At 72.6% G+C, this 16,715-nt stretch carries 17 protein-coding genes; 6 read left to right on the top strand and 11 right to left on the bottom strand.

From position 1 onward, the window contains the following. Positions 1–630 precede the first annotated feature (630 nt). Both tyrS and ACEZDG_RS37505 read right to left on the bottom strand, forming a co-directional pair. Positions 631–1,902 (bottom strand): tyrosine--tRNA ligase, encoded by a 1,272-nt coding sequence (gene tyrS / locus ACEZDG_RS37510; RefSeq protein ID WP_380519394.1) that lies wholly within the window; start codon positions 1,900–1,902, stop codon positions 631–633. 107 nt (positions 1,903–2,009) lie between these two features. Continuing rightward, positions 2,010–3,068 (bottom strand): discoidin domain-containing protein, encoded by a 1,059-nt coding sequence (locus ACEZDG_RS37505; RefSeq protein ID WP_380519389.1) that lies wholly within the window; start codon positions 3,066–3,068, stop codon positions 2,010–2,012. Between the two features lie 219 nt (positions 3,069–3,287). Here ACEZDG_RS37505 and ACEZDG_RS37500 point away from each other — a divergent pair, with 219 nt between their 5' ends. The 3 genes from ACEZDG_RS37500 to ACEZDG_RS37490 all read left to right on the top strand — a co-directional run bounded on the left by ACEZDG_RS37500 (position 3,288) and on the right by ACEZDG_RS37490 (position 6,456). Further along, positions 3,288–3,776, top strand: a complete 489-nt coding sequence (locus ACEZDG_RS37500; protein WP_380519385.1) for a DUF6069 family protein — start codon at positions 3,288–3,290, stop codon at positions 3,774–3,776. Beyond that, positions 3,776–5,833: a SpoIIE family protein phosphatase gene (locus tag ACEZDG_RS37495; RefSeq protein ID WP_380519381.1), complete on the top strand. Its 2,058-nt coding sequence runs from the start codon at positions 3,776–3,778 to the stop codon at positions 5,831–5,833. Before ACEZDG_RS37500 ends, ACEZDG_RS37495 begins: the two co-directional genes overlap by 1 nt. 320 nt (positions 5,834–6,153) lie before the next feature. After that, the gene (locus tag ACEZDG_RS37490) at positions 6,154–6,456 is read left to right on the top strand and encodes a hypothetical protein (RefSeq protein WP_380519376.1); all 303 of its coding nucleotides are present in this window, start codon (positions 6,154–6,156) and stop codon (positions 6,454–6,456) included. A 27-nt stretch (positions 6,457–6,483) separates the two neighbouring features. Here ACEZDG_RS37490 and ACEZDG_RS37485 read toward each other — a convergent pair whose 3' ends face one another. After that, positions 6,484–7,122, bottom strand: coding sequence for a DNA-3-methyladenine glycosylase (locus ACEZDG_RS37485; protein ID WP_380519374.1), 639 nt, complete (start codon positions 7,120–7,122; stop codon positions 6,484–6,486). 91 nt (positions 7,123–7,213) lie between these two features. Between ACEZDG_RS37485 and ACEZDG_RS37480 the strand changes: the two genes are divergently transcribed. Both ACEZDG_RS37480 and ACEZDG_RS37475 read left to right on the top strand, forming a co-directional pair. Then, positions 7,214–7,765, top strand: coding sequence for a YbhB/YbcL family Raf kinase inhibitor-like protein (locus ACEZDG_RS37480; protein ID WP_380519371.1), 552 nt, complete (start codon positions 7,214–7,216; stop codon positions 7,763–7,765). 126 nt (positions 7,766–7,891) lie between these two features. Further along, a complete protein-coding gene (locus ACEZDG_RS37475; RefSeq protein WP_380519369.1) occupies positions 7,892–8,392 on the top strand; it encodes an HNH endonuclease in 501 nt (166 codons plus the stop codon). A gap of 78 nt (positions 8,393–8,470) precedes the next feature. On the opposite strand, the gene ACEZDG_RS37470 is transcribed toward ACEZDG_RS37475, so the two are convergent. From ACEZDG_RS37470 to ACEZDG_RS37445, 6 genes are all read right to left on the bottom strand, one after another. Further along, on the bottom strand, positions 8,471–10,312 hold the full coding sequence (locus ACEZDG_RS37470) for an outer membrane protein assembly factor BamB family protein (protein ID WP_380519365.1): 1,842 nt from the start codon (positions 10,310–10,312) through the stop codon (positions 8,471–8,473). A 43-nt stretch (positions 10,313–10,355) separates the two neighbouring features. Continuing rightward, on the bottom strand, positions 10,356–10,667 hold the full coding sequence (locus ACEZDG_RS37465) for a 4a-hydroxytetrahydrobiopterin dehydratase (protein ID WP_380519363.1): 312 nt from the start codon (positions 10,665–10,667) through the stop codon (positions 10,356–10,358). Between the two features lie 68 nt (positions 10,668–10,735). Beyond that, positions 10,736–11,491 (bottom strand): sulfite exporter TauE/SafE family protein, encoded by a 756-nt coding sequence (locus ACEZDG_RS37460; RefSeq protein ID WP_380519362.1) that lies wholly within the window; start codon positions 11,489–11,491, stop codon positions 10,736–10,738. Between the two features lie 97 nt (positions 11,492–11,588). Further along, positions 11,589–12,554, bottom strand: a complete 966-nt coding sequence (locus ACEZDG_RS37455; protein ID WP_380519360.1) for an SPFH domain-containing protein — start codon at positions 12,552–12,554, stop codon at positions 11,589–11,591. Positions 12,555–12,595: 41 nt separating this feature from the next. After that, positions 12,596–13,006, bottom strand: a complete 411-nt coding sequence (locus tag ACEZDG_RS37450; RefSeq protein ID WP_380519402.1) for an NfeD family protein — start codon at positions 13,004–13,006, stop codon at positions 12,596–12,598. A 100-nt stretch (positions 13,007–13,106) separates the two neighbouring features. Further along, on the bottom strand, positions 13,107–13,898 hold the full coding sequence (locus ACEZDG_RS37445; protein ID WP_380519358.1) for an ABC transporter ATP-binding protein: 792 nt from the start codon (positions 13,896–13,898) through the stop codon (positions 13,107–13,109). A gap of 105 nt (positions 13,899–14,003) precedes the next feature. On the opposite strand from ACEZDG_RS37445, the gene ACEZDG_RS37440 reads away from it, so the two are divergent. Beyond that, positions 14,004–14,807 (top strand): hypothetical protein, encoded by an 804-nt coding sequence (locus tag ACEZDG_RS37440; RefSeq protein ID WP_380519356.1) that lies wholly within the window; start codon positions 14,004–14,006, stop codon positions 14,805–14,807. A gap of 12 nt (positions 14,808–14,819) precedes the next feature. On the opposite strand, the gene ACEZDG_RS37435 is transcribed toward ACEZDG_RS37440, so the two are convergent. Both ACEZDG_RS37435 and ACEZDG_RS37430 read right to left on the bottom strand, forming a co-directional pair. After that, positions 14,820–15,485 carry a response regulator gene (locus tag ACEZDG_RS37435; protein WP_380519355.1) on the bottom strand — a complete coding sequence of 222 codons (666 nt, stop codon included), beginning with the start codon at positions 15,483–15,485 and terminating at the stop codon, positions 14,820–14,822. Beyond that, positions 15,478–16,593, bottom strand: coding sequence for a GAF domain-containing sensor histidine kinase (locus ACEZDG_RS37430; protein WP_380519400.1), 1,116 nt, complete (start codon positions 16,591–16,593; stop codon positions 15,478–15,480). Before ACEZDG_RS37430 ends, ACEZDG_RS37435 begins: the two co-directional genes overlap by 8 nt. Between the last annotated feature and the right edge of the window lie 122 nt (positions 16,594–16,715).

The following is a 16,715-nucleotide window of genomic DNA, read 5'->3' as shown; positions in this document are numbered from 1 at the left end:
TCATCCGGATATCCGGAAAGCACCCGCGTTGAGCGGCACAGCAGCCAGCGGAATAGCCGACCCTGTGCACTGCGTCCTCGCTAGTGTTTACTACTCTATTTTTTCCCAAAGGAACCACGACCACCCACATGACGCGGGCGGACGGGGTATCAACATTTGGCGTTGACTTTTGGCACGCTGTTGAGTTCTCAAGGAACGGACACTTCCTTCAGGCGGCTTTCACACCGACCCTCCGGGCGCTTCGTTCTGTTTCTCAGCCTAGCAGATCCGTTTCGTCCGGGCGAACCGTCCGAATTTCATTTCTGCTCCCCGCCGAGGTGGGGTGTCGCTTGGCGACCGGCGTTACGCTACCGCATTTTCCGGGGACCCGGAAATCACGGCTGTCAATTCGCACGCAAAAGCGACCGATTCGAATTCGACGCGTGCGTCGGCCTCGAAGAGATCGATTGAGGTGGCGGACTGAACTGTGCAACGTGGTCACGTGAGGGTCAGTGCGGCGAGGCGAAGCCCCGTGCGACACACCAGCCCGAATCAGGCGACTCGGCCAACATTAGACGTTTCTTCGGGTGCCGTCAAACATCGATGGCGAAGATCTTTTAGATCTTCGCCATCGATGGACAACTACGCAGGTCAGACAGCTGCGGGGGCGTACTCGACCGCGGCGAGGCTTCGCTTGCCGCGGCGGAGGACGAGCCAGCGGCCGTGCAGCAGGTCGTCCTGAGTAGGGGCCGCCTCCTCGTCGGTGACCTTGGTGTTGTTGAGGTAGGCGCCGCCCTCCTTGACCGCGCGGCGGGCTGCGGACTTGCTGGCGACCAGGCCCGTCGCGGCCAACAGGTCGACCACGCTGGGGAGTTCGTCGACCTTTGCCTGCGGGAGCTCGGCGACGGCGGCGTCCAGGGTGCCGGCGTCCAGGTCGGTGAGCTCGCCCTGGCCGAAGAGCGCCTTGGAGGCCGCGACCGCGCGGTTGAACTGCTCCTCGCCGTGGACCAGGGCGGTCAGCTCCTCCGCCAAAGCGCGCTGGGCGGCGCGGGCGGCCGGCTTCTCGGTGGTCTGGCGCTCCAGTTCCTCGATCTCCTCCCGCGAGCGGAACGAGAAGATCCGGAGGTAGTTGGCGACGTCGCGGTCGTCCGCGTTCAGCCAGAACTGGTAGAAGGCGTACGGACTGGTCAGGTCGGAATCGAGCCAGATGGTGCCGGTCTCGGTCTTGCCGAACTTGGTGCCGTCCGCCTTGACGATCAGCGGGGTGCCCAGGGCGTGGACGGACTTGCCGTCGGCCTTGCGGATCAGCTCGGTGCCGGCCGTGAGGTTGCCCCACTGGTCGCTGCCGCCGGTCTGCAGGGTGCAGCCGTACCTGCGGTTGAGTTCGAGGTAGTCCATGCCCTGGAGCACCTGGTAGCTGAACTCGGTGTAGCTGATGCCGGCGTCGGAGTTGAGGCGTCGGGCGACGGCCTCCTTCGCGATCATGGTGTTGACCCGGAAGTACTTGCCGATGTCGCGGAGCAGGCTGATCGCCGACAGGCCCGAGGTCCAGTCCAGGTTGTTGACGATCTGTGCCGCGTACGGGCCCTCGAAGTCGAGGAAGCGCTCGAACTGGCCGCGGAAGCGCTGGGCCCAGGCGGCCACGGTCTCCGGGTCGTTCAGGGTGCGCTCGGAGGTGGGGCGGGGGTCGCCGATCAGACCCGTGGCGCCGCCGGCCAGCGGGAGCGGGAAGTTGCCCGCGTCCTGGATGCGGCGCATGGTGAGCAGCTGCACCAGGTTGCCCAGGTGCAGGCTGGAGGCCGTCGGGTCGAAGCCGCAATAGAACGTGACCGGACCGTCCGCGAATGCCTTGCGCAGTGCGTCCTCGTCGGTGGACAGGGCGATCAGTCCGCGCCACTTCAGCTCGTCGACGATGTCCGTCACGGTCTCGCTTCTCCTCTGGTCGGGGGCGTGCACCGGTATGGTCCCGCACAGCCTCTTCGAGCCTACGCGGTCCTCGCTACCGGATATTCCTCCAGGTGTGCCGGTGCTCAGGAGGCGTAGGCCTGGAGATCCGAGAGCTGCCCGGCCGGCCAGCCGGTGTTGCCGGTGAAGGTCAACCGCAGGTAGCGGACCGGGGAGTGGGCGGGCAGCAGGACGGTGACGGCGTTGCCGCCGCGGGGGTCGAAGGTGTAGCCCGCCGGGCCGCTCAGGGTGGCGAAGGACGTGCCGTCGCCGCTGCCCAGGACCGCGAGGGTCTGGGTGCGTGCGCCCCAGGCGGCCAGCGGCGGCAGCCTCAGTTGCAGTCGGCCCACGGTGTGCTTCGCGCCCAGGTCCACGGTCAGGCTCTGCGGGAACGCGTTGTCCGTGCTCTCCCAGTAGGAGTCCGGATCCCCGTCCACCGCGTTGGCCGCCGTGTAGGTCTGGGTGTGGCCGTCGTCCCGGGCCGAGGCGTGCAGGGCCAGGTCGGGGTCGCCGGCCGTGCCAGGGGCCGGGGCGGCGGTTCCGGTCCTGCCTGCGGGGGCGACCGGCCCCGAGGCCGGGGTGGACGAGTCGGACGAGTCGGACGAGGAGGCGCTGGGCGCCACGCTGGTGCGGCCCGTCGCGGACGGTCGGGCCGAGGCGGAGTCCAGGGCCGGCCCTCCCGCTCCGTGGGAGGGGGTGGCGGGATGCGCGGGCCCGCCCGCGGCGTCGGCGGACGCCAGTGTCGCGTCCACCATGGGGGCGCTCTGTCCGGCCGGGCCGTCCGCTCCGCCGGGGAGCAGGTGGGCCGCTCCGGCGACGGCGAGGCCCAGTCCGGCGAGGAGGAGACCGCCGACGCCGACCAGTAGGGCGGTGCGGCGACGGTGGTCCCGCCGTACCGCTGTGCTGCTTCCGACGACCACCGCGACCGCCCGCCGGCCGCGGTCGGACGGCTGCGGTCGCGCGGGCCGGGCGACCGGCGGACGGCTGCCGGCGCTGCCGGGCGTGCCCGGCTCAGGGGAACTGTCGATCTCCTCGGTCGGCTCCACCACGGCCTGCTGGACATAGGGGCGGACCAGGGCGGTCTCCCCCAGCAGCGGGATCCTCGCGGTGTCGGCCTCGCCTGTGTCGTCGCGCTGTTTCGCCATGGGCACTCCCCCGCCACTGCCGCAAGCTGAACGGCGCTGATTGTGCAGCAGGTGTGTACGAATCGTCATGCGGCGCTGTGGCGGCCTCACCCGTTCGGTCCGCCGTGGCGGCGCGGGGCGGGGCTGCCGCCAAGACTGGGGAGGGTCGAAGCACCGCCGCGCCAACCCCGGCCGACCCAGGTGGCGTCCCCGCCGCCGACGGCCCGAGAGGCAGTCTCCATGACCGACCCGAGCCGCCCCGCGACCCCGCCGCCGTGGCCGCCGCTGTCGCCTCCGGCCGCGCGGCCGGGGCCGCGGCGGCCCCGGGTGGCGGCCGGACGGCTCTGGGCGGCCGGTGCCGCCACCGCGCTGACCGCGGCGCTCGCCGCGCTGGTCAGCGTGCTGCTGATCCGCAGTGTGCTGGACATCCCGGCTTATGCCGGCCACGACGGCCGCCCGCTGAGCACCGTCGGGGTCGCGCTCGGCGCCGCCGCGGCCGCCCTGGCCGCGACCGCGGTGCTGCACCTGCTGCTGTGCACCACCCCGCAGCCGGGGAGCTTCTTCGCCTGGATCATGACGCTGGCCACCGCGGCCTGCGCGCTGGTCCCCTTCACCACCGACGCCGCCACCTCGGTGACCGTCGCCGCCGCCGCGGTGTGCGTGCTGCTGGGCCTGGTCATCGGCAGCCTGCTCTCCGCTGCCGTGCCCTCGGTCCGCAGAATGGCCTGATGGAGTCCCTCGGTGCTCCCGTCGAGGAGGGGGACGGCGCGCACCCGAATCCGGAGCTCACCCCCGAGGTCTTCGACCAGGCCGTGTTCATGATCGCTCTGACCGCGGGTCCCGAGCACCGGCTGGTCTACAGCAACGAGGCGTTCCGCGGCCTCTTCGGCGACCGGCCGCACGGCGTCCCGGTCCGGGAGGCGTTCGGGGACGAGCCGGCCGATCCGTTCCTCGCCCTGCTCGACCAGGTCTACGCCGACACCACCGCGCGCCGGCTGGCGGCGCCCCGCGTCGTGGCGGGTCCCGGCGGGGGTGAGCGCCACTTCATCCACAGCGCCTCGCCCGTGCGCTCCCGCTACGGCCGGGGCGTCCTGGTGGCCCTGGTCGACGCCACCGCCGAGGTGAGCGCGACCCGGCGTGCCGAACTGCTGTCCGACCAGCGGCTGGAGACGCTGCACCGCTACGAGGCGCTGGTCTCGGCGGTGTCCCAGATGGTGTGGGTGGCCCGGCCGGACGGCTCGATGACCGAACTCGTCGAGGGCTGGGAGAGTTTCACCGGCCAGCCCTGGCGCTCGGCGATGGACGCGGGCTGGTTCGAGGTGATCCACCCGCTGGACGTGGACGGACTGGTCGAGGCCTGGCGCCGGGCCGCTGCGGACAGGGGCATGTTCGAGGCCGTGTTCCGGGTGCGCAGCACGGACGGCGACTACCGCCATGTGCAGAGCCGGGCCGTCCCGGTGGTCTGCGAGGGCGAGGTGGTGGAGTGGATCGGGGCGACCTCCGACATCGAGGACCAGTGGCGCAACCGGCTCCGCGAGGAGCTGATGGCCCGTGCGGTCGCGGTCACCGACACCCCGCACATGGACGACGCCTTCATGGCGATGGCCGCCGTGGTGGTTCCCGACCTCGCCGACGCCTGCGCGATCTTCCTGCTCACCGACCCCGACCGGGCGCCCGGCGGGAGCGTCTCCGCCACCAGGGTGGCCTCGGTGGCCCGGCCCGGCCTGCCGCCGCTGCCGCCGATGCTGCGTCAGGAGTACCTGCTCGGGGCGCGGGCCCGCCGGGTGATCGCCGAGCGCCGGCCCACCCTGCTGACCTTCGAACCGCACGCGCCGCCGCAGGGGGCGGTCCCCACCGTCTCGGCCGCCTGGCTCTCCGAGGCGGAGGCGACCGCGCTGACCCTGGTCCCGGTCATCATCGACGGACGGGTGGTGGCCCTGGCCGCGGCGGCGGTCTGCGGCGGCCGGCCGCGTCCGGACCGGGCCTACATCGAGCTGCTGCACGAGGTGCTCCAGCTCGCGCAGGTGCCGCTGGGCCAGTCGCTCGAACTGCAGCGCACCCGCCAGGTCGCGCTGGCGCTCCAGCGCGCCCTGCTCACCAGCACGCCCCCGGTGCCCGGAGCCGGGCTGGCCGCCCGCTACCAGCCCAGCAGCCGCACCGCCGAGGTCGGCGGCGACTGGTTCGACGCCTTCCTGCTGCCGGACGGGTCGCTGGCCCTCACCATCGGGGACGTGGCCGGCCACGACCTGGCCGCCGCCACCGGCATGGGCCAGCTGCGCAGCATGCTGCGCGCCATCGCCTACGCCCACAGCGACCGGCACGCCCCGGCCGAGATCCTGGCCGAGCTCGACCTCGCGGCCACCGGTCTCGACGTCGCCGCCTTCGCCACGGTGATCCACGTGCACCTGGTTCCGTCCGGCGGCGGCTGGCAGGCGGCCTGGTCCAATGCCGGGCATCCGCCACCGCTGCTGCTGCCGGCCTCCGGCGCCCCGTGCCTGCTGAGCGGGGGCGAGGCCGACATCCCGCTGTGCGTCGACCCGGCCCGGCCGCGGACCACCCACCACCGGCGGATCGACCCGGGCGACACCCTGGTGCTCTTCACCGACGGACTGGTCGAGATCCCCGGCGAGCATCTGGCGCGGGGGCTGGACCGACTCGCCGCGGCGGCGGTCGCGGCCCGCCACCTGCCGGTCGACGAGCTCTGCGAGCGCCTGCTCGGCCAGGCGCCGGACGGCCGGGACGACGTCGCCGTACTGGCCTTCCGGCCGGACCCGGCCGCGCCGTAGCGGTTCACACCGGCGGCAACCGCCGTCGTCCGGGTCTGGCCGGCGGAGCCGTCTTCCGGTCCGCCTCCCGGCCCGGGACGACGCGGCCCTCGGCGGACCACTGCTGGGCGAGCTCCTCGAAAATTGGTTCCAATGACCGCCGCAGAACCGTTTCCGCGTCTGCAGCTGCTGAATTCCACGACCCTCTGGCTGCTGTCACGGCGGGTCAACGAGAGCTCGTCCGACCGGGTCACTGAGCTCAGGGCCGCATCACCCGAAAGTGCGGCCGGGACGGGAGGCTCCCAGTGGCAGCCCGCGCGGTCGGGGCCTACCGTCGTGGCATGTCCACTGATCCGGTCCTCTCCGACGCCGGCCGGCAACTCGCCGAGCAGTACGGGCTCGTCCTGGGGCTGGTGCGGCAGTGCGGAGCCGCGGTCGGCTCCGGTGACTGGCCGAGCCTGGCGCAGGCCGCCGGCGCGCTGTCGATGGCCGCCGACGAGCTGAGCGCCTCCGCGTCCGCGCTCACCCGGGAAGCGGTCCCCACCTCGCCGCAGGCGGTGCTGCAGCAGGTGAACGACTGGTTCGGCCCCGAGCGCCGGGACATGTTCGACGCCCTGCACCAGATCCTCAAGTGGCAGGAGTAGCCGCCGTCGGTGGCGGTGTCGGCCCGGTCAGCCGCCGCGCTGCGAGCGCTTGCGCGGGACGTGGCGCCGGTAGGCGCTGACCGTCGGATCGCCGTCCGCCCAGAAGCGCCACGGGGTCTCGTGCGCGCTGGAGACCCCGGTCCGCGGTCCGCTGCGGACCTGGGATCCGGGCAGCGGGGAGCCGCGGTGCGCCTGCACCGCCGAGCCCGGGTCGCAGACATCGGTCCCGTCGAGGGTGCGGTCGATCCCGAGCGCCAGGGCGAGCCGGCCCGGGCCCTGCGCCAGTTCCGCCGGGCGCTTCGCGGTCAGCCGGCGGCTGAGCACGGACGGGTGCCCCCGCAGCACCTCGCCGGCGCGGACCAGCACCCCGTGCGACTCGTCCGGATCGCCGCACACCAGGTTGGCGGCGTGGTGCATCCCGTAGATCCAGTACACGTACAGATGGCCCGCCGGGCCGAACATGGTGGCGTTGCGGGCGGTCCGTCCGCGGAAGCCGTGGGCGGCCGGGTCGGTGGCGCCCTCGTACGCCTCCACCTCGGTGATCCGCAGCAGGATGTCCCCGTCCGGCTCGCGGCGCAGCAGCAGCCGCCCCAGCAGTTCGGGGGCGACCTCGTGTGCCGCGCGGGCGAAGAAGTCACGGGGCAGCAGGCCACCGGTGTCCGACATGTCCTGACTGCTCCTTCCGGTGGTCCTGGCCGCTCCGCCCGATCCTAGACGCGGCGCCGGGGATAGCCTGAACCCGTAAGGACCAGGCTCGATGCAGGAGGTTGACGCAGTGTCGGAATCCAGGCGACCGCTTCCCCATGACTTCCACCCGCCGGTGGCTGCCTTCACGGTGCGCAGCACCGACTTCGACGCCGGCGGGACGCTGGCGGACGCGCAGGTGTACGCCGGGGGCAACACCTCCCCGCAGCTGAGCTGGGAGGACGCCCCGGAGGGGACCCTGAGCTACGCGGTGACCTGCTACGACCCGGACGCGCCGACCGGCAGCGGGTTCTGGCACTGGACCGTGTTCGACATCCCGGCCGAGGTGACCGAGCTCCCCGAGGGGGCCGGCAGCCGGGACTTCAAGGGCCTGCCCGAGGGCGCGGTGCAGGTACGCAACGACTACGGGACCCGGGACTTCGGCGGCGCCGCGCCGCCGCCCGGGGACGGCCCGCACCGCTATGTGTTCACGGTCTACGCGGTGGACCAGGAGAAGCTCGGCCCGGACGCGGACGCCACGCCCGCCGTGGTCGGCTTCAACCTGCGCTTCCACGCGCTGGGCCGGGCCCAGGTGATCGCCGAGTACGAGAACCCCGGGGAGTAGCGGAGAGTAGCCCCGCGCGGCAGGAGTAGCCGGGCGGGAAATTGCGTTGTTCCAGGAGCGGGTCCGCCTTCACAGTGGTCACGCAGGCCGCCATGGGGGCGGACCGGAGTCCTGGAGGTGGCCGGAATGCGCAACACACTCGTGCTCAACGCGAGCTATGAGCCGCTGTCGACGGTGTCGCTGCAGCGTGCCGTCGTGCTGGTACTCCAGGACAAGGCCGTGGTCGAGCACGCGCATCCGCTGGCCCTGGTCCGGGCGGCCTCGGTGGAACTGCCGCTGCCGAAGGTGGTGCGGCTCCGGCGCTACGTGCGGGTGCCGTTCCGACAACGGGCGGCCTGGTCGCGCCGGGGCGTGCTGGTGCGGGACGGGTTCCGCTGCGCGTACTGCGGGCGGCGGGCGAGCACGGTCGACCACGTGCTGCCGAAGTCCCGCGGGGGCGGCGACACCTGGCTGAACACGGTCGCGGCCTGCGCCGCCGACAACCAGCGCAAGGCGGACCGGACGCCGGAGCAGGCCGGGATGGCGCTGCTGGTCACGCCGTTCGAGCCGACCCCGGAGGCGTCGCTGATGCTGGCGCTGGGGGCGAAGCACGGCGAGCTGCCGGAGTGGCTGCCGCTGCCCGCCTGAGCGGCGCGGTGTGACAGGGGACGAGAGCTGTCGTCGGCCCGGTACGGGGGTCCGGGCCGACGACTCCCCCACGGATGGTCAGCCGGTGGCGTTGAAGACCGTCGCCGAGGAGCCGTAGGGGTTGGTGAACTCGGGGAGCACCGCGACCAGGCTGCCGCGGTAGAGGATCCGGCCCGAGGTGAGCAGCGAGCCGGTGCCCCGGGGGAAGTTTCCGCCCGAGGACTCCTTGCCGGTGGTCAGGTCGAAGTGGCTGAGCCTGGCCTGCTGGCCGATCCGCTCCTCGGTGGCCACCACGGCGGCGGTGCTGTCGATGCCGACCAGGGCGGAGCGGCCCTTCTCCAGCGGGGTGGCCTGCCACAGCTGCTTGCCGTCGACCAGGTTGAACGCGGTCAGCAGCCCGGCGGTGCCGCTGGCGGCTCCGCCCGGGGTGATCTCGGCGATCATGGTGCTGTCCTGGAAGAACAGGGCCGGGTCCGGGTCGAAGGCGCCGTGGGTCGAGTCGAGCAGGCCGGCGGGCTGGGTGACCGGGATGCTGGCCTGGGTGTCGCCCTTGGCGCTGAAGGACATGATGGTGTCCTTGCCCGCGGCGGTCATGTGCACCGCGACCACGGCCGGGACGGCCGAGAGCACCGTGTACGAGGCGGCGGTCTGCGGCAGGCCGCGCCACCAGACGAGCTTGCCGGTGTCCGCGTTCAGGTTGATGGCCTGCTGCTTGGGGTTGGTGTCGGCGCAGGTGCTCTGCAGCAGCAGGGTGCTCGCCACCCCGCTGCCGCCGAGGGCGCCGCAGAACTTCCCCGGGCCCGCGTAGGTCCAGCTCTGCTTGCCGGTGCCGAGGTCGTAGCCGACCGCCGCCGCGTCGCCGACCGCGACGGCCCGGGTGTCATTGACCATGACCGAGGCGCTGTACGCCTTGGTCGCCTTGTTGATCGTGGCGGTCCACTTCTGCTTGCCGGTCGCCGTGTCCACCGCCACCAGCTGGGTGCAGGCCTGGCCGGTGCCGGCCTTGGCCTGGAAGAGCACGGCGCCGACACCCGTCGAACTGACGGTGGGTGACATCGCGCAGGGCACCGCGCCCGGGCTCGGCGGGACGACCGTCCACAGCTTGCCGCCCTTGGCGGTGTCGTAGGCGGTGACGGCGGTGCCGTCGCCGCGGACCAGGGCGTCCGGCAGCAGCCAGGAGCCGAGCAGGCCGTCGTTGCCGGCCGAAGCCGGGACCGCCGGGGCGGACCAGGCCTTGCTGTGGGTGCCGCTGAGGTTGGCCTGGGAGCCGGCGCCGGCGGCGGGCTTCTTGGTACCGCCCTGGCCGGCCACCGCGTAGCCCGCCACCGCGACCACGATCAGGGCGAGCAGGCCGACGCCGGCCCGGAGCAGGAAGCTGCGGCGGTCGGTGCCCGGGGCCCGGCCGGTCGCGGCGGCGGCGAGGCGCGGCAGCAGCGGGTCCTCGCCGGCGGGCTCGGGTTCGGGCCCGGTCGCCGGGTCGGGCTCCGCGGGGGGCTCGGGCTCGACCGGAGGCTGCGCTTGCGGCTGGGCCTCCGGGGCCGGGTACTGCTCGGCCTGGTACATCTCGGTGGAGGACCACTGGGCGGTGGCGTCGTAGCCCTGCTGGGCCGGGACGCCGTACTGGTACTCCGTGGGCTGGTACTCGGCCTGCTGGTACCCGGTGTAGTCGGCGGAGGGCTGGTAGTAGCCCTGGTACTGCTGCTGCTCGGGATAGGCGGCGTACTGCTGGGCCTGGTACTGGGGGTCCTGGTACGCCTGCTCCGGGTACGGCTGCTCCGGGTAGGCGGGCGGGTAGCCGTACCCCGCCGACTGGTCGTAGGCCTGGGCCTGCGGCGGCGCGGGCTGGGCGTAGCCCTCCGGCTGCTGCGCCTCGGGCTGCCAGTACTGCCCGTACTCCGTACCGGATGGGTCGCGTTCCATGGGTTCCGTCAGCTCCCGCCTTCACGATGCGGCCGTCAGCATCTCACGATGAGCTGAGGACCGTGTCGACGGCGGTGTCCACCGCGGCGGCGAGTCGGAGGTCCAGGACCGTGATGCCGCCGGCGTCGTGGGTGGTCAGGGCGAAGTGCAGGGTGCGCCAGCGGATGTCGATGTCCGGGTGGTGGTCCATCGCCTCGGCGGCCTCGGCGACGGCGACCACGATGCGTACGCCCGCCGGGAAGTCGGGGGCCTGCAGGGTGCGCAGCAGGGCGTCCCCCTCGCGGTGCCACTGCGGGACGTCGCGGAGGCCTTCGGCTATCTGTTCGTCGGTCAGGCGTTCCGGACGCTTGCTCATGCTGCGCTCCTGGGTGGGGGCCGGGTGGTGCGGAGGACGTCGAACGAACCTACGCCACCGGACACCCCCTAGAGCAGCAGCTTGACCATTGCGGCGATTCCGACCGCGACGATCAGGGCGCGCAGCGCCGTCGGCGGGAGCCGGCGGCCGATCCGGGAGCCGAGCTGGCCGCCGATGACCGAGCCGGCCGCGATGAGCAGGGCGGCGGTCCAGTCGATGTGCGCGACGAACAGGAAGAAGACCGCGGCGACCCCGTTCACCAGCAGGGCCAGCACGTTCTTGGTGGCGTTGATCCGCTGCAGCTCGTCGTCCAGCAGCAGGCCCATCAGGCCGAGCAGCAGCACGCCCTGCGCGGCGCCGAAGTAGCCGCCGTAGACGCCGGTGCCGAACACCCCGATCAGCAGGGCGACCCCGCCCTCGGCGGTGACCGGGGTGCTGCGGTGGGTGGCCAGGTACTTCGCCAGCCGGGGCTGCAGCACCACCATCAGCAGGGCGATGCCGATCAGCACCGGGACGATCGCCTTGAAGGCCCCGGCCGGCAGCACCATCAGCAGGATCGCGCCGAGCAGTCCGCCGGTCAGCGAGGCGCTGCCGAGGCGGATCAGCCGGGACCGCTGGCCGCGCAGTTCCTCGCGGTAGCCGAGGACGCCGCTGACGGAGCCGGGGACCAGGCCCAGGGTGTTGGAGACATTGGCGGTGACCGGGGGGAGGCCGACCGCGAGCAGGACCGGGAAGGTGATCAGGGTCCCGGAGCCGACCACGGTGTTGATGGTTCCGGCGCCGATTCCGGCGGCGAAGACGCCTACTGCCTCCCACGGCGACATGACCGCACCCCTTCACTTTCACTGTTCGTGCGCTTCAGATCATGCACGAACCGTGGGTGGAGGGGTGCGGCGGCCCATCATTCGGGACCACGTGTGATCACTCGGGGTCGATCGGGGGGTACTCCCGGCGCTTCTCCATCCGCGGCTGGGCCGGGATGCCGTTGGCGTCCGCGACCGGCGCCGCGTCCTTGGGGGCCAGGCCGGTGAAGGCGCCGCCGAGGCCCTTGAGGGCGTCGCCGATCTCGCTCGGGATGATCCAGAGCTTGTTGGAGTCGCCCTTGGCGATCTCCGGGAGCGTCTGCAGGTACTGGTAGGCGAGCAGCTTCTGGTCGGCGTCGCCCTCGTGGATCGCCTCGAAGACGGTGCGGATGGCCGCGGCCTCACCGTCCGCGCGCAGCACGGCGGCCTGGGCCTGGCCCTCGGCGCGGAGCACCTCGGCCTGCTTCTGGCCCTCGGCGGTGAGGATCTGGGCCTGCCGGGCGCCCTCGGCGGTGAGGATCGCGGCGCGCTTGTCGCGGTCCGCGCGCATCTGCTTCTCCATCGAGTCCTGGATCGAGGTCGGCGGCTCGATCGCCTTGAGCTCGACCCGGTTGACCCGGATGCCCCACTTGCCGGTGGCCTCGTCCAGCACCCCGCGCAGGCCGGCGTTGATGGTCTCGCGCGAGGTCAGGGTGGACTCCAGGTCCATGCTGCCGATGATGTTGCGCAGGGTGGTGACGGTCAGCTGCTCGATCGCCTGGATGTAGCTGGCGACCTCGTAGGTCGCGTCCCGGGCGTTGGTGACCTGGTAGTAGATCACCGTGTCGATGTTGACCACCAGGTTGTCCTGGGTGATCACCGGCTGCGGCGGGAAGGGCACCACCTGCTCGCGCAGGTCGATCCGGTTGCGGATGGTGTCTATGAACGGCACCACGATGTTGAGGCCCGCGTTCAGGGTGCGGGTGTAGCGGCCGAACCGCTCCACGATCGCCGCGCTCGCCTGGGGGATCACCTGGATCGTCTTGATCAGTGCGACGAACGCCAGGATGACCAGGATGACCAGGACGATGATCACGGAATTCACGGGGACTCCAATAAGTCGGTCGGTCGGTCGGCCTGGAGGACCTAGAGGACGAGGGCGGTGGCGCCGTCGATCTCTGCGACGTTCACCTGCTGGCCTGCTGTGAAGACCTGGCCGGGGTCCAGCGCGCGGGCGGACCAGACCTCGCCCTGGAGCTTGATCCGTCCGCCGTGCTCGTCGACCTGTTCCAGGACCAGCGCGGTGGCGCCGGTGAGCGCGTCGATACCGGTCCTGACCTGCGGTCCCCGGTTCAGCTGACGGAGCGCCAGCGGGCGCACGAAGACCACCAGCGCGACCGAGACGGCCAGGAAGACCACGAACTGCAGCACCGTCCCGCCGCCGAGCACGCCGGTGAGCGCTGCCGCTCCGGCCCCGATCGCGAACATGCCGAATTCCGGCATGGCCGTGACCACCAGTGGCACGCCGATGACCGCCGCGACGATCAACCACCACATCCAGTTCTCCACGGGCCCATGGTAGGTGCGGGGACCGGTCGGTGGAGAGGGGTTTGCCCAGGTAGTCCGGATGTTGACGTTGTGAAAGGTGAACTGAGGGCTAACCGAGGGGCAGACCGCGGGCGGACCAGCGGTCGGCATGGCGTTCGAGGGTGAGCGGGAGGCCGAAGCAGAGCGAGAGGTTGCGGGGGGTGAGGGTGTCCTGCAGCGGTCCGGCCGCGAGCACCTTGCCCTGACGGATCATCAGCACGTGGGTGAAGCCGGGCGGGATCTCCTCGACGTGGTGGGTCACCATCACCATCGCCGGGGCCTGGGGGTCGCGGGCCAGCGCGCCGAGCCGGCGGACCAGGTCCTCGCGTCCGCCCAGGTCGAGGCCGGCGGCCGGCTCGTCCAGCAGCAGCAGCTCGGGGTCGGTCATCAGGGCGCGGGCGATCAGGGTGCGCTTGCGCTCGCCCTCGGAGAGGGTGCCGAAGCGGCGCTCGGTGTACTCGGCCATGCCCAGCAGGTCGAGCAGCAGCCGGGCCCGGGACTCGTCGGAGGTGTCGTACTGCTCGCGCCAGGTCGCGGTCATCCCGTACGCGGCGGTGAGCACGGTGTCCAGCACGGTCTGCCGGCGCGGCAGCTTGTCGACCATCGAGGCGCCGGCCAGGCCGATCCGGGGGCGCAGTTCGAAGACGTCGACGCCGCCGAGCTTCTCGCCGAGGATCGCGGCGGTGCCGGTGGAGGGGTAGAGGTAGGAGGAGGCGACCTGGAGCAGGGTCGTCTTGCCCGCACCGTTGGGACCGAGGATGACCCAGCGCTCGCCTTCGGCGACGGACCAGGACACCTGCTCCACCAGCGCGCGTCCGTCCCGGACCACGGATACGTCCACCAGCTCGAGCACGTCGCTCATGCGTACGCCTTCCCCAATGCAGATCGCCGCTTGCCGCGGCTTTTCGTCTTCGTTGAGGGAAAACCTACGCCACTGGTGCGGGCGACTTCTTCGTAGGCTTGCCCCATGGTGCAGAACACCGGCGGAAGCCGTCCTGATGACGTATTCGACGAGCCCCGATCGGGGCGCCTGGTTGCCTGGGGCAACGCCTGGCTGAACGGGTTCACCTCGCCCGACCACGCGGCGGAGGGGATCCGCGGCAGGGACGACCAGCACCTGGTGGACGGGGACGGGCTGACCCTGGCGCTGGGTCGGCTGCGGGTCGCCGGGGCCACCGGACTGCGGCTGGCGCTGCCCGCGCCGGGGCATCCGCTGGGGCTGACCGGGCCGGCCGGCTTCAACGAGCAGGCGCTGCTGGCCGGGGAGGCGGTGCTGACCGTCGGCGGCCCGGCACTGGCGCTGCTGCCCGAGGTGGTCCGGCACGGCCCGGACGGGGACCAGCTGGTCCGGGTGGCCTGGCGGACGCTGCCGGTGCACCCGGGGGTGCCGGCCGACGTGCCGCAGCTGCGCGACGCCGAACGGGAGCTGGCGGAGGCGCTGCGCGAGGCGACCGCGCTGCTGCTGCAGCTGGATGTGGCCGGCGGCGGCCCCTCGGTGCAACGCGCCCTGGAGGCCTACCGGAAGCGCCGGCAGCCCGAACTGCTGGCGCCCGGCTACCAGCCCCGGGCGGTACGGGTGCTGCAGTCGGCCCGGCAGGTGCGCTCGCTGCTGGCGCTGGCCTCGGCCGACGAGGGCGCCGCGGTGAGCGCCGGGGAGATGGCGGCCAGGGAGGCCGCGATGCGCCCGCTGGGGCGGTCGGCCCGGCGGGCGACGGTGGCCGCGTACAACGCGCTGGTGGACGAGCCGGTCGAGCCGGCCCGCGGGCGCTGACGGCCCGGGCGGTCAAGCCCGGGCCATTCCGTTCCTGACCGCCCACAGCGCCGCCTGGGTCCGGTCCGCGAGGTCGAGCTTCATCAGGATGTTCGAGACATGGGTCTTCACCGTCTTCTCGGAGAGGTGCAGCACCCGGGCGATCTCGCGGTTGGAGCGGCCGTCGGCGATATGGCCGAGGACCTCCTGCTCACGCTCCGTCAGCGAGCCGCCGCGGCCCTGCGGGCTGCGCGGGGACTCGTCGGTGAGCAGGGCGTCGGCCAACTCCGGCTGGAGCAGCACATGTCCGGCGTGCACCGAGCGGATCGCCCCGGCCAGCGCCTCCGGGTCCACGTCCTTGTAGACGTACCCGGCCGCTCCGGCGCGCAGGGCCGGGACCACGGTGCGGTGCTCGGTGAAGCTGGTCACCACCAGCACCCGGGCCGGGTTGCCGCGCTCCTTCAGGATCCGCAGCGCCTCGATCCCGTCGGTGCCCGGCATCTTCACATCCATCAGCACCACGTCGGGGCGCAGTTCCTCGGCCCGCTCCACGCCCTCGGCCCCGTCGGCGGCCTCGCCGACCACCTCGATGTCCTCCTGGACCTCCAGGAAGGTGCGCAGGCCGCGGCGGACCACCTGGTGGTCGTCCACGAGCAGCACCCTGATCCGGGCCCGTCCGCCTTCTCGTTGCTCAGCCACCGGGGACCTCCAGTTCCACCACGGTCCCCCGGCCGGGGGCCGACTCGATCCGCAGCGCGCCGCCGACGCCGGTGGCGCGGTCGCGCATGGACACCAGGCCCAGGTGCCGTCCGGCCCGGCGGACCTCGGCCGGGACGAAGCCCCGGCCGTCGTCGGCGACCGTCAGCAGCGCGCCGCGGGCACTCGCGGCGGGGCCGAGCTCCACCCGGACGTGCGCGGCCCCGGAGTGGCGCAGGGCGTTGTGCAGCGCCTCCTGGGCTACCCGCAGCACCGCCGCCTCCTGCGCCGAGGGCAGCGCGTGGATCCGGCTGTGGGTGAAGCTGACCTGTGCGGCGTGGGCCCGGTTCAGCACCTCCACCTGGGAGTTGAGGGTCGGCAGCAGGCCGTCCTCGTCCAGCGCGGCGGGGCGCAGCTCGATCACCACGGCCCGCAGCTCCTCGGCGGCCTCGGCGGCGAGCCGGGAGACCTCGGCGAGCTCGGCGCGGGCCCGGTCCGGGTCGCGGGAGACCAGCGCGGAGGCGGCCTGGGCGGTGAGGCGCAGTGAGAACAGCTTCTGCGAGACGGCGTCGTGCAGGTCGTGGGCGATCCTGGCCCGCTCGCCGACCAGGGTGAGCTCCCGGCTGCGCTCGTAGAGGCGGGCGTTGGTGAGGGCGATGGCCGCGTGCGCGGCGAGGATGCGCAGCAGGTGCTCGTCGTGGGCGGTGAAGGGGGCGTTCCGGTCGGCGGCGGCGCTGTGCTTGTTGGCCAGGCTGTGCTTGTTCGCAAGAAAGAGCGCACCGAGGATCTCGTCGCCGTCCAGGATCGGGACGCCGAGGAAGGCGGCCATGTCCGGGTGGGCCCGCGGCCAGCCGCCGAAGCGCGGGTCCTGGCGGACGTCGGCCAGCCGCTGCGGGGCGGTGTCCTGCATCATCACCGCGAGGATGCCGTGCTGGCGCGGCAGCGGGCCGATCGCCCGCCACTGCCGGTCGCTGATGCCGTCCACCACGAACTGGGCGAAGCCGCCGTGGTCGTCGGGGACGCCCAGGGCCGCGTACTCCGCGCCGACCAGGGTGCGGGCGGAGGTGACGATGCGCTGCAGCACCTCGCGCACCTCCAGGTGGCGGCTCATCCCGAGGACGGCCGCGCTGATCGCCTCGATGCCGCCGAGGCAGGGGTCGCCGGGGACGTCGCAGGACTCGGCGGCCGGATCGCTCGGCTGGTCGGGGTTCGGGCACGGGGACATGCGGTCAC

The organism is Streptacidiphilus alkalitolerans (genome assembly GCF_042511045.1).
Lineage (GTDB): Bacteria > Actinomycetota > Actinomycetes > Streptomycetales > Streptomycetaceae > Streptacidiphilus > Streptacidiphilus alkalitolerans.
Note: the sequence above shows the minus strand (reverse complement) of the source record. Positions and strands in the feature narration are given on the sequence as shown.

What these genes read in the sequence shown, in the direction of transcription:
- ACEZDG_RS37505 (WP_380519389.1), bottom strand. Translation starts at nt 3,068, where the DNA reads ATGGCGAAACAGCGCGACGACACAGGCGAGGCCGACACCGCGAGGATC.
- ACEZDG_RS37500 (WP_380519385.1), top strand. Translation starts at nt 3,288, where the DNA reads ATGACCGACCCGAGCCGCCCCGCGACCCCGCCGCCGTGGCCGCCGCTG.
- ACEZDG_RS37495 (WP_380519381.1), top strand. Translation starts at nt 3,776, where the DNA reads ATGGAGTCCCTCGGTGCTCCCGTCGAGGAGGGGGACGGCGCGCACCCG.
- ACEZDG_RS37490 (WP_380519376.1), top strand. Translation starts at nt 6,154, where the DNA reads ATGTCCACTGATCCGGTCCTCTCCGACGCCGGCCGGCAACTCGCCGAG.
- ACEZDG_RS37485 (WP_380519374.1), bottom strand. Translation starts at nt 7,122, where the DNA reads ATGTCGGACACCGGTGGCCTGCTGCCCCGTGACTTCTTCGCCCGCGCG.
- ACEZDG_RS37480 (WP_380519371.1), top strand. Translation starts at nt 7,214, where the DNA reads ATGCAGGAGGTTGACGCAGTGTCGGAATCCAGGCGACCGCTTCCCCAT.
- ACEZDG_RS37475 (WP_380519369.1), top strand. Translation starts at nt 7,892, where the DNA reads ATGCGCAACACACTCGTGCTCAACGCGAGCTATGAGCCGCTGTCGACG.
- ACEZDG_RS37470 (WP_380519365.1), bottom strand. Translation starts at nt 10,312, where the DNA reads ATGGAACGCGACCCATCCGGTACGGAGTACGGGCAGTACTGGCAGCCC.
- ACEZDG_RS37465 (WP_380519363.1), bottom strand. Translation starts at nt 10,667, where the DNA reads ATGAGCAAGCGTCCGGAACGCCTGACCGACGAACAGATAGCCGAAGGC.
- ACEZDG_RS37460 (WP_380519362.1), bottom strand. Translation starts at nt 11,491, where the DNA reads ATGTCGCCGTGGGAGGCAGTAGGCGTCTTCGCCGCCGGAATCGGCGCC.
- ACEZDG_RS37450 (WP_380519402.1), bottom strand. Translation starts at nt 13,006, where the DNA reads ATGTGGTGGTTGATCGTCGCGGCGGTCATCGGCGTGCCACTGGTGGTC.
- ACEZDG_RS37445 (WP_380519358.1), bottom strand. Translation starts at nt 13,898, where the DNA reads ATGAGCGACGTGCTCGAGCTGGTGGACGTATCCGTGGTCCGGGACGGA.
- ACEZDG_RS37440 (WP_380519356.1), top strand. Translation starts at nt 14,004, where the DNA reads ATGGTGCAGAACACCGGCGGAAGCCGTCCTGATGACGTATTCGACGAG.
- ACEZDG_RS37430 (WP_380519400.1), bottom strand. Translation starts at nt 16,593, where the DNA reads ATGAGCCGCCACCTGGAGGTGCGCGAGGTGCTGCAGCGCATCGTCACC.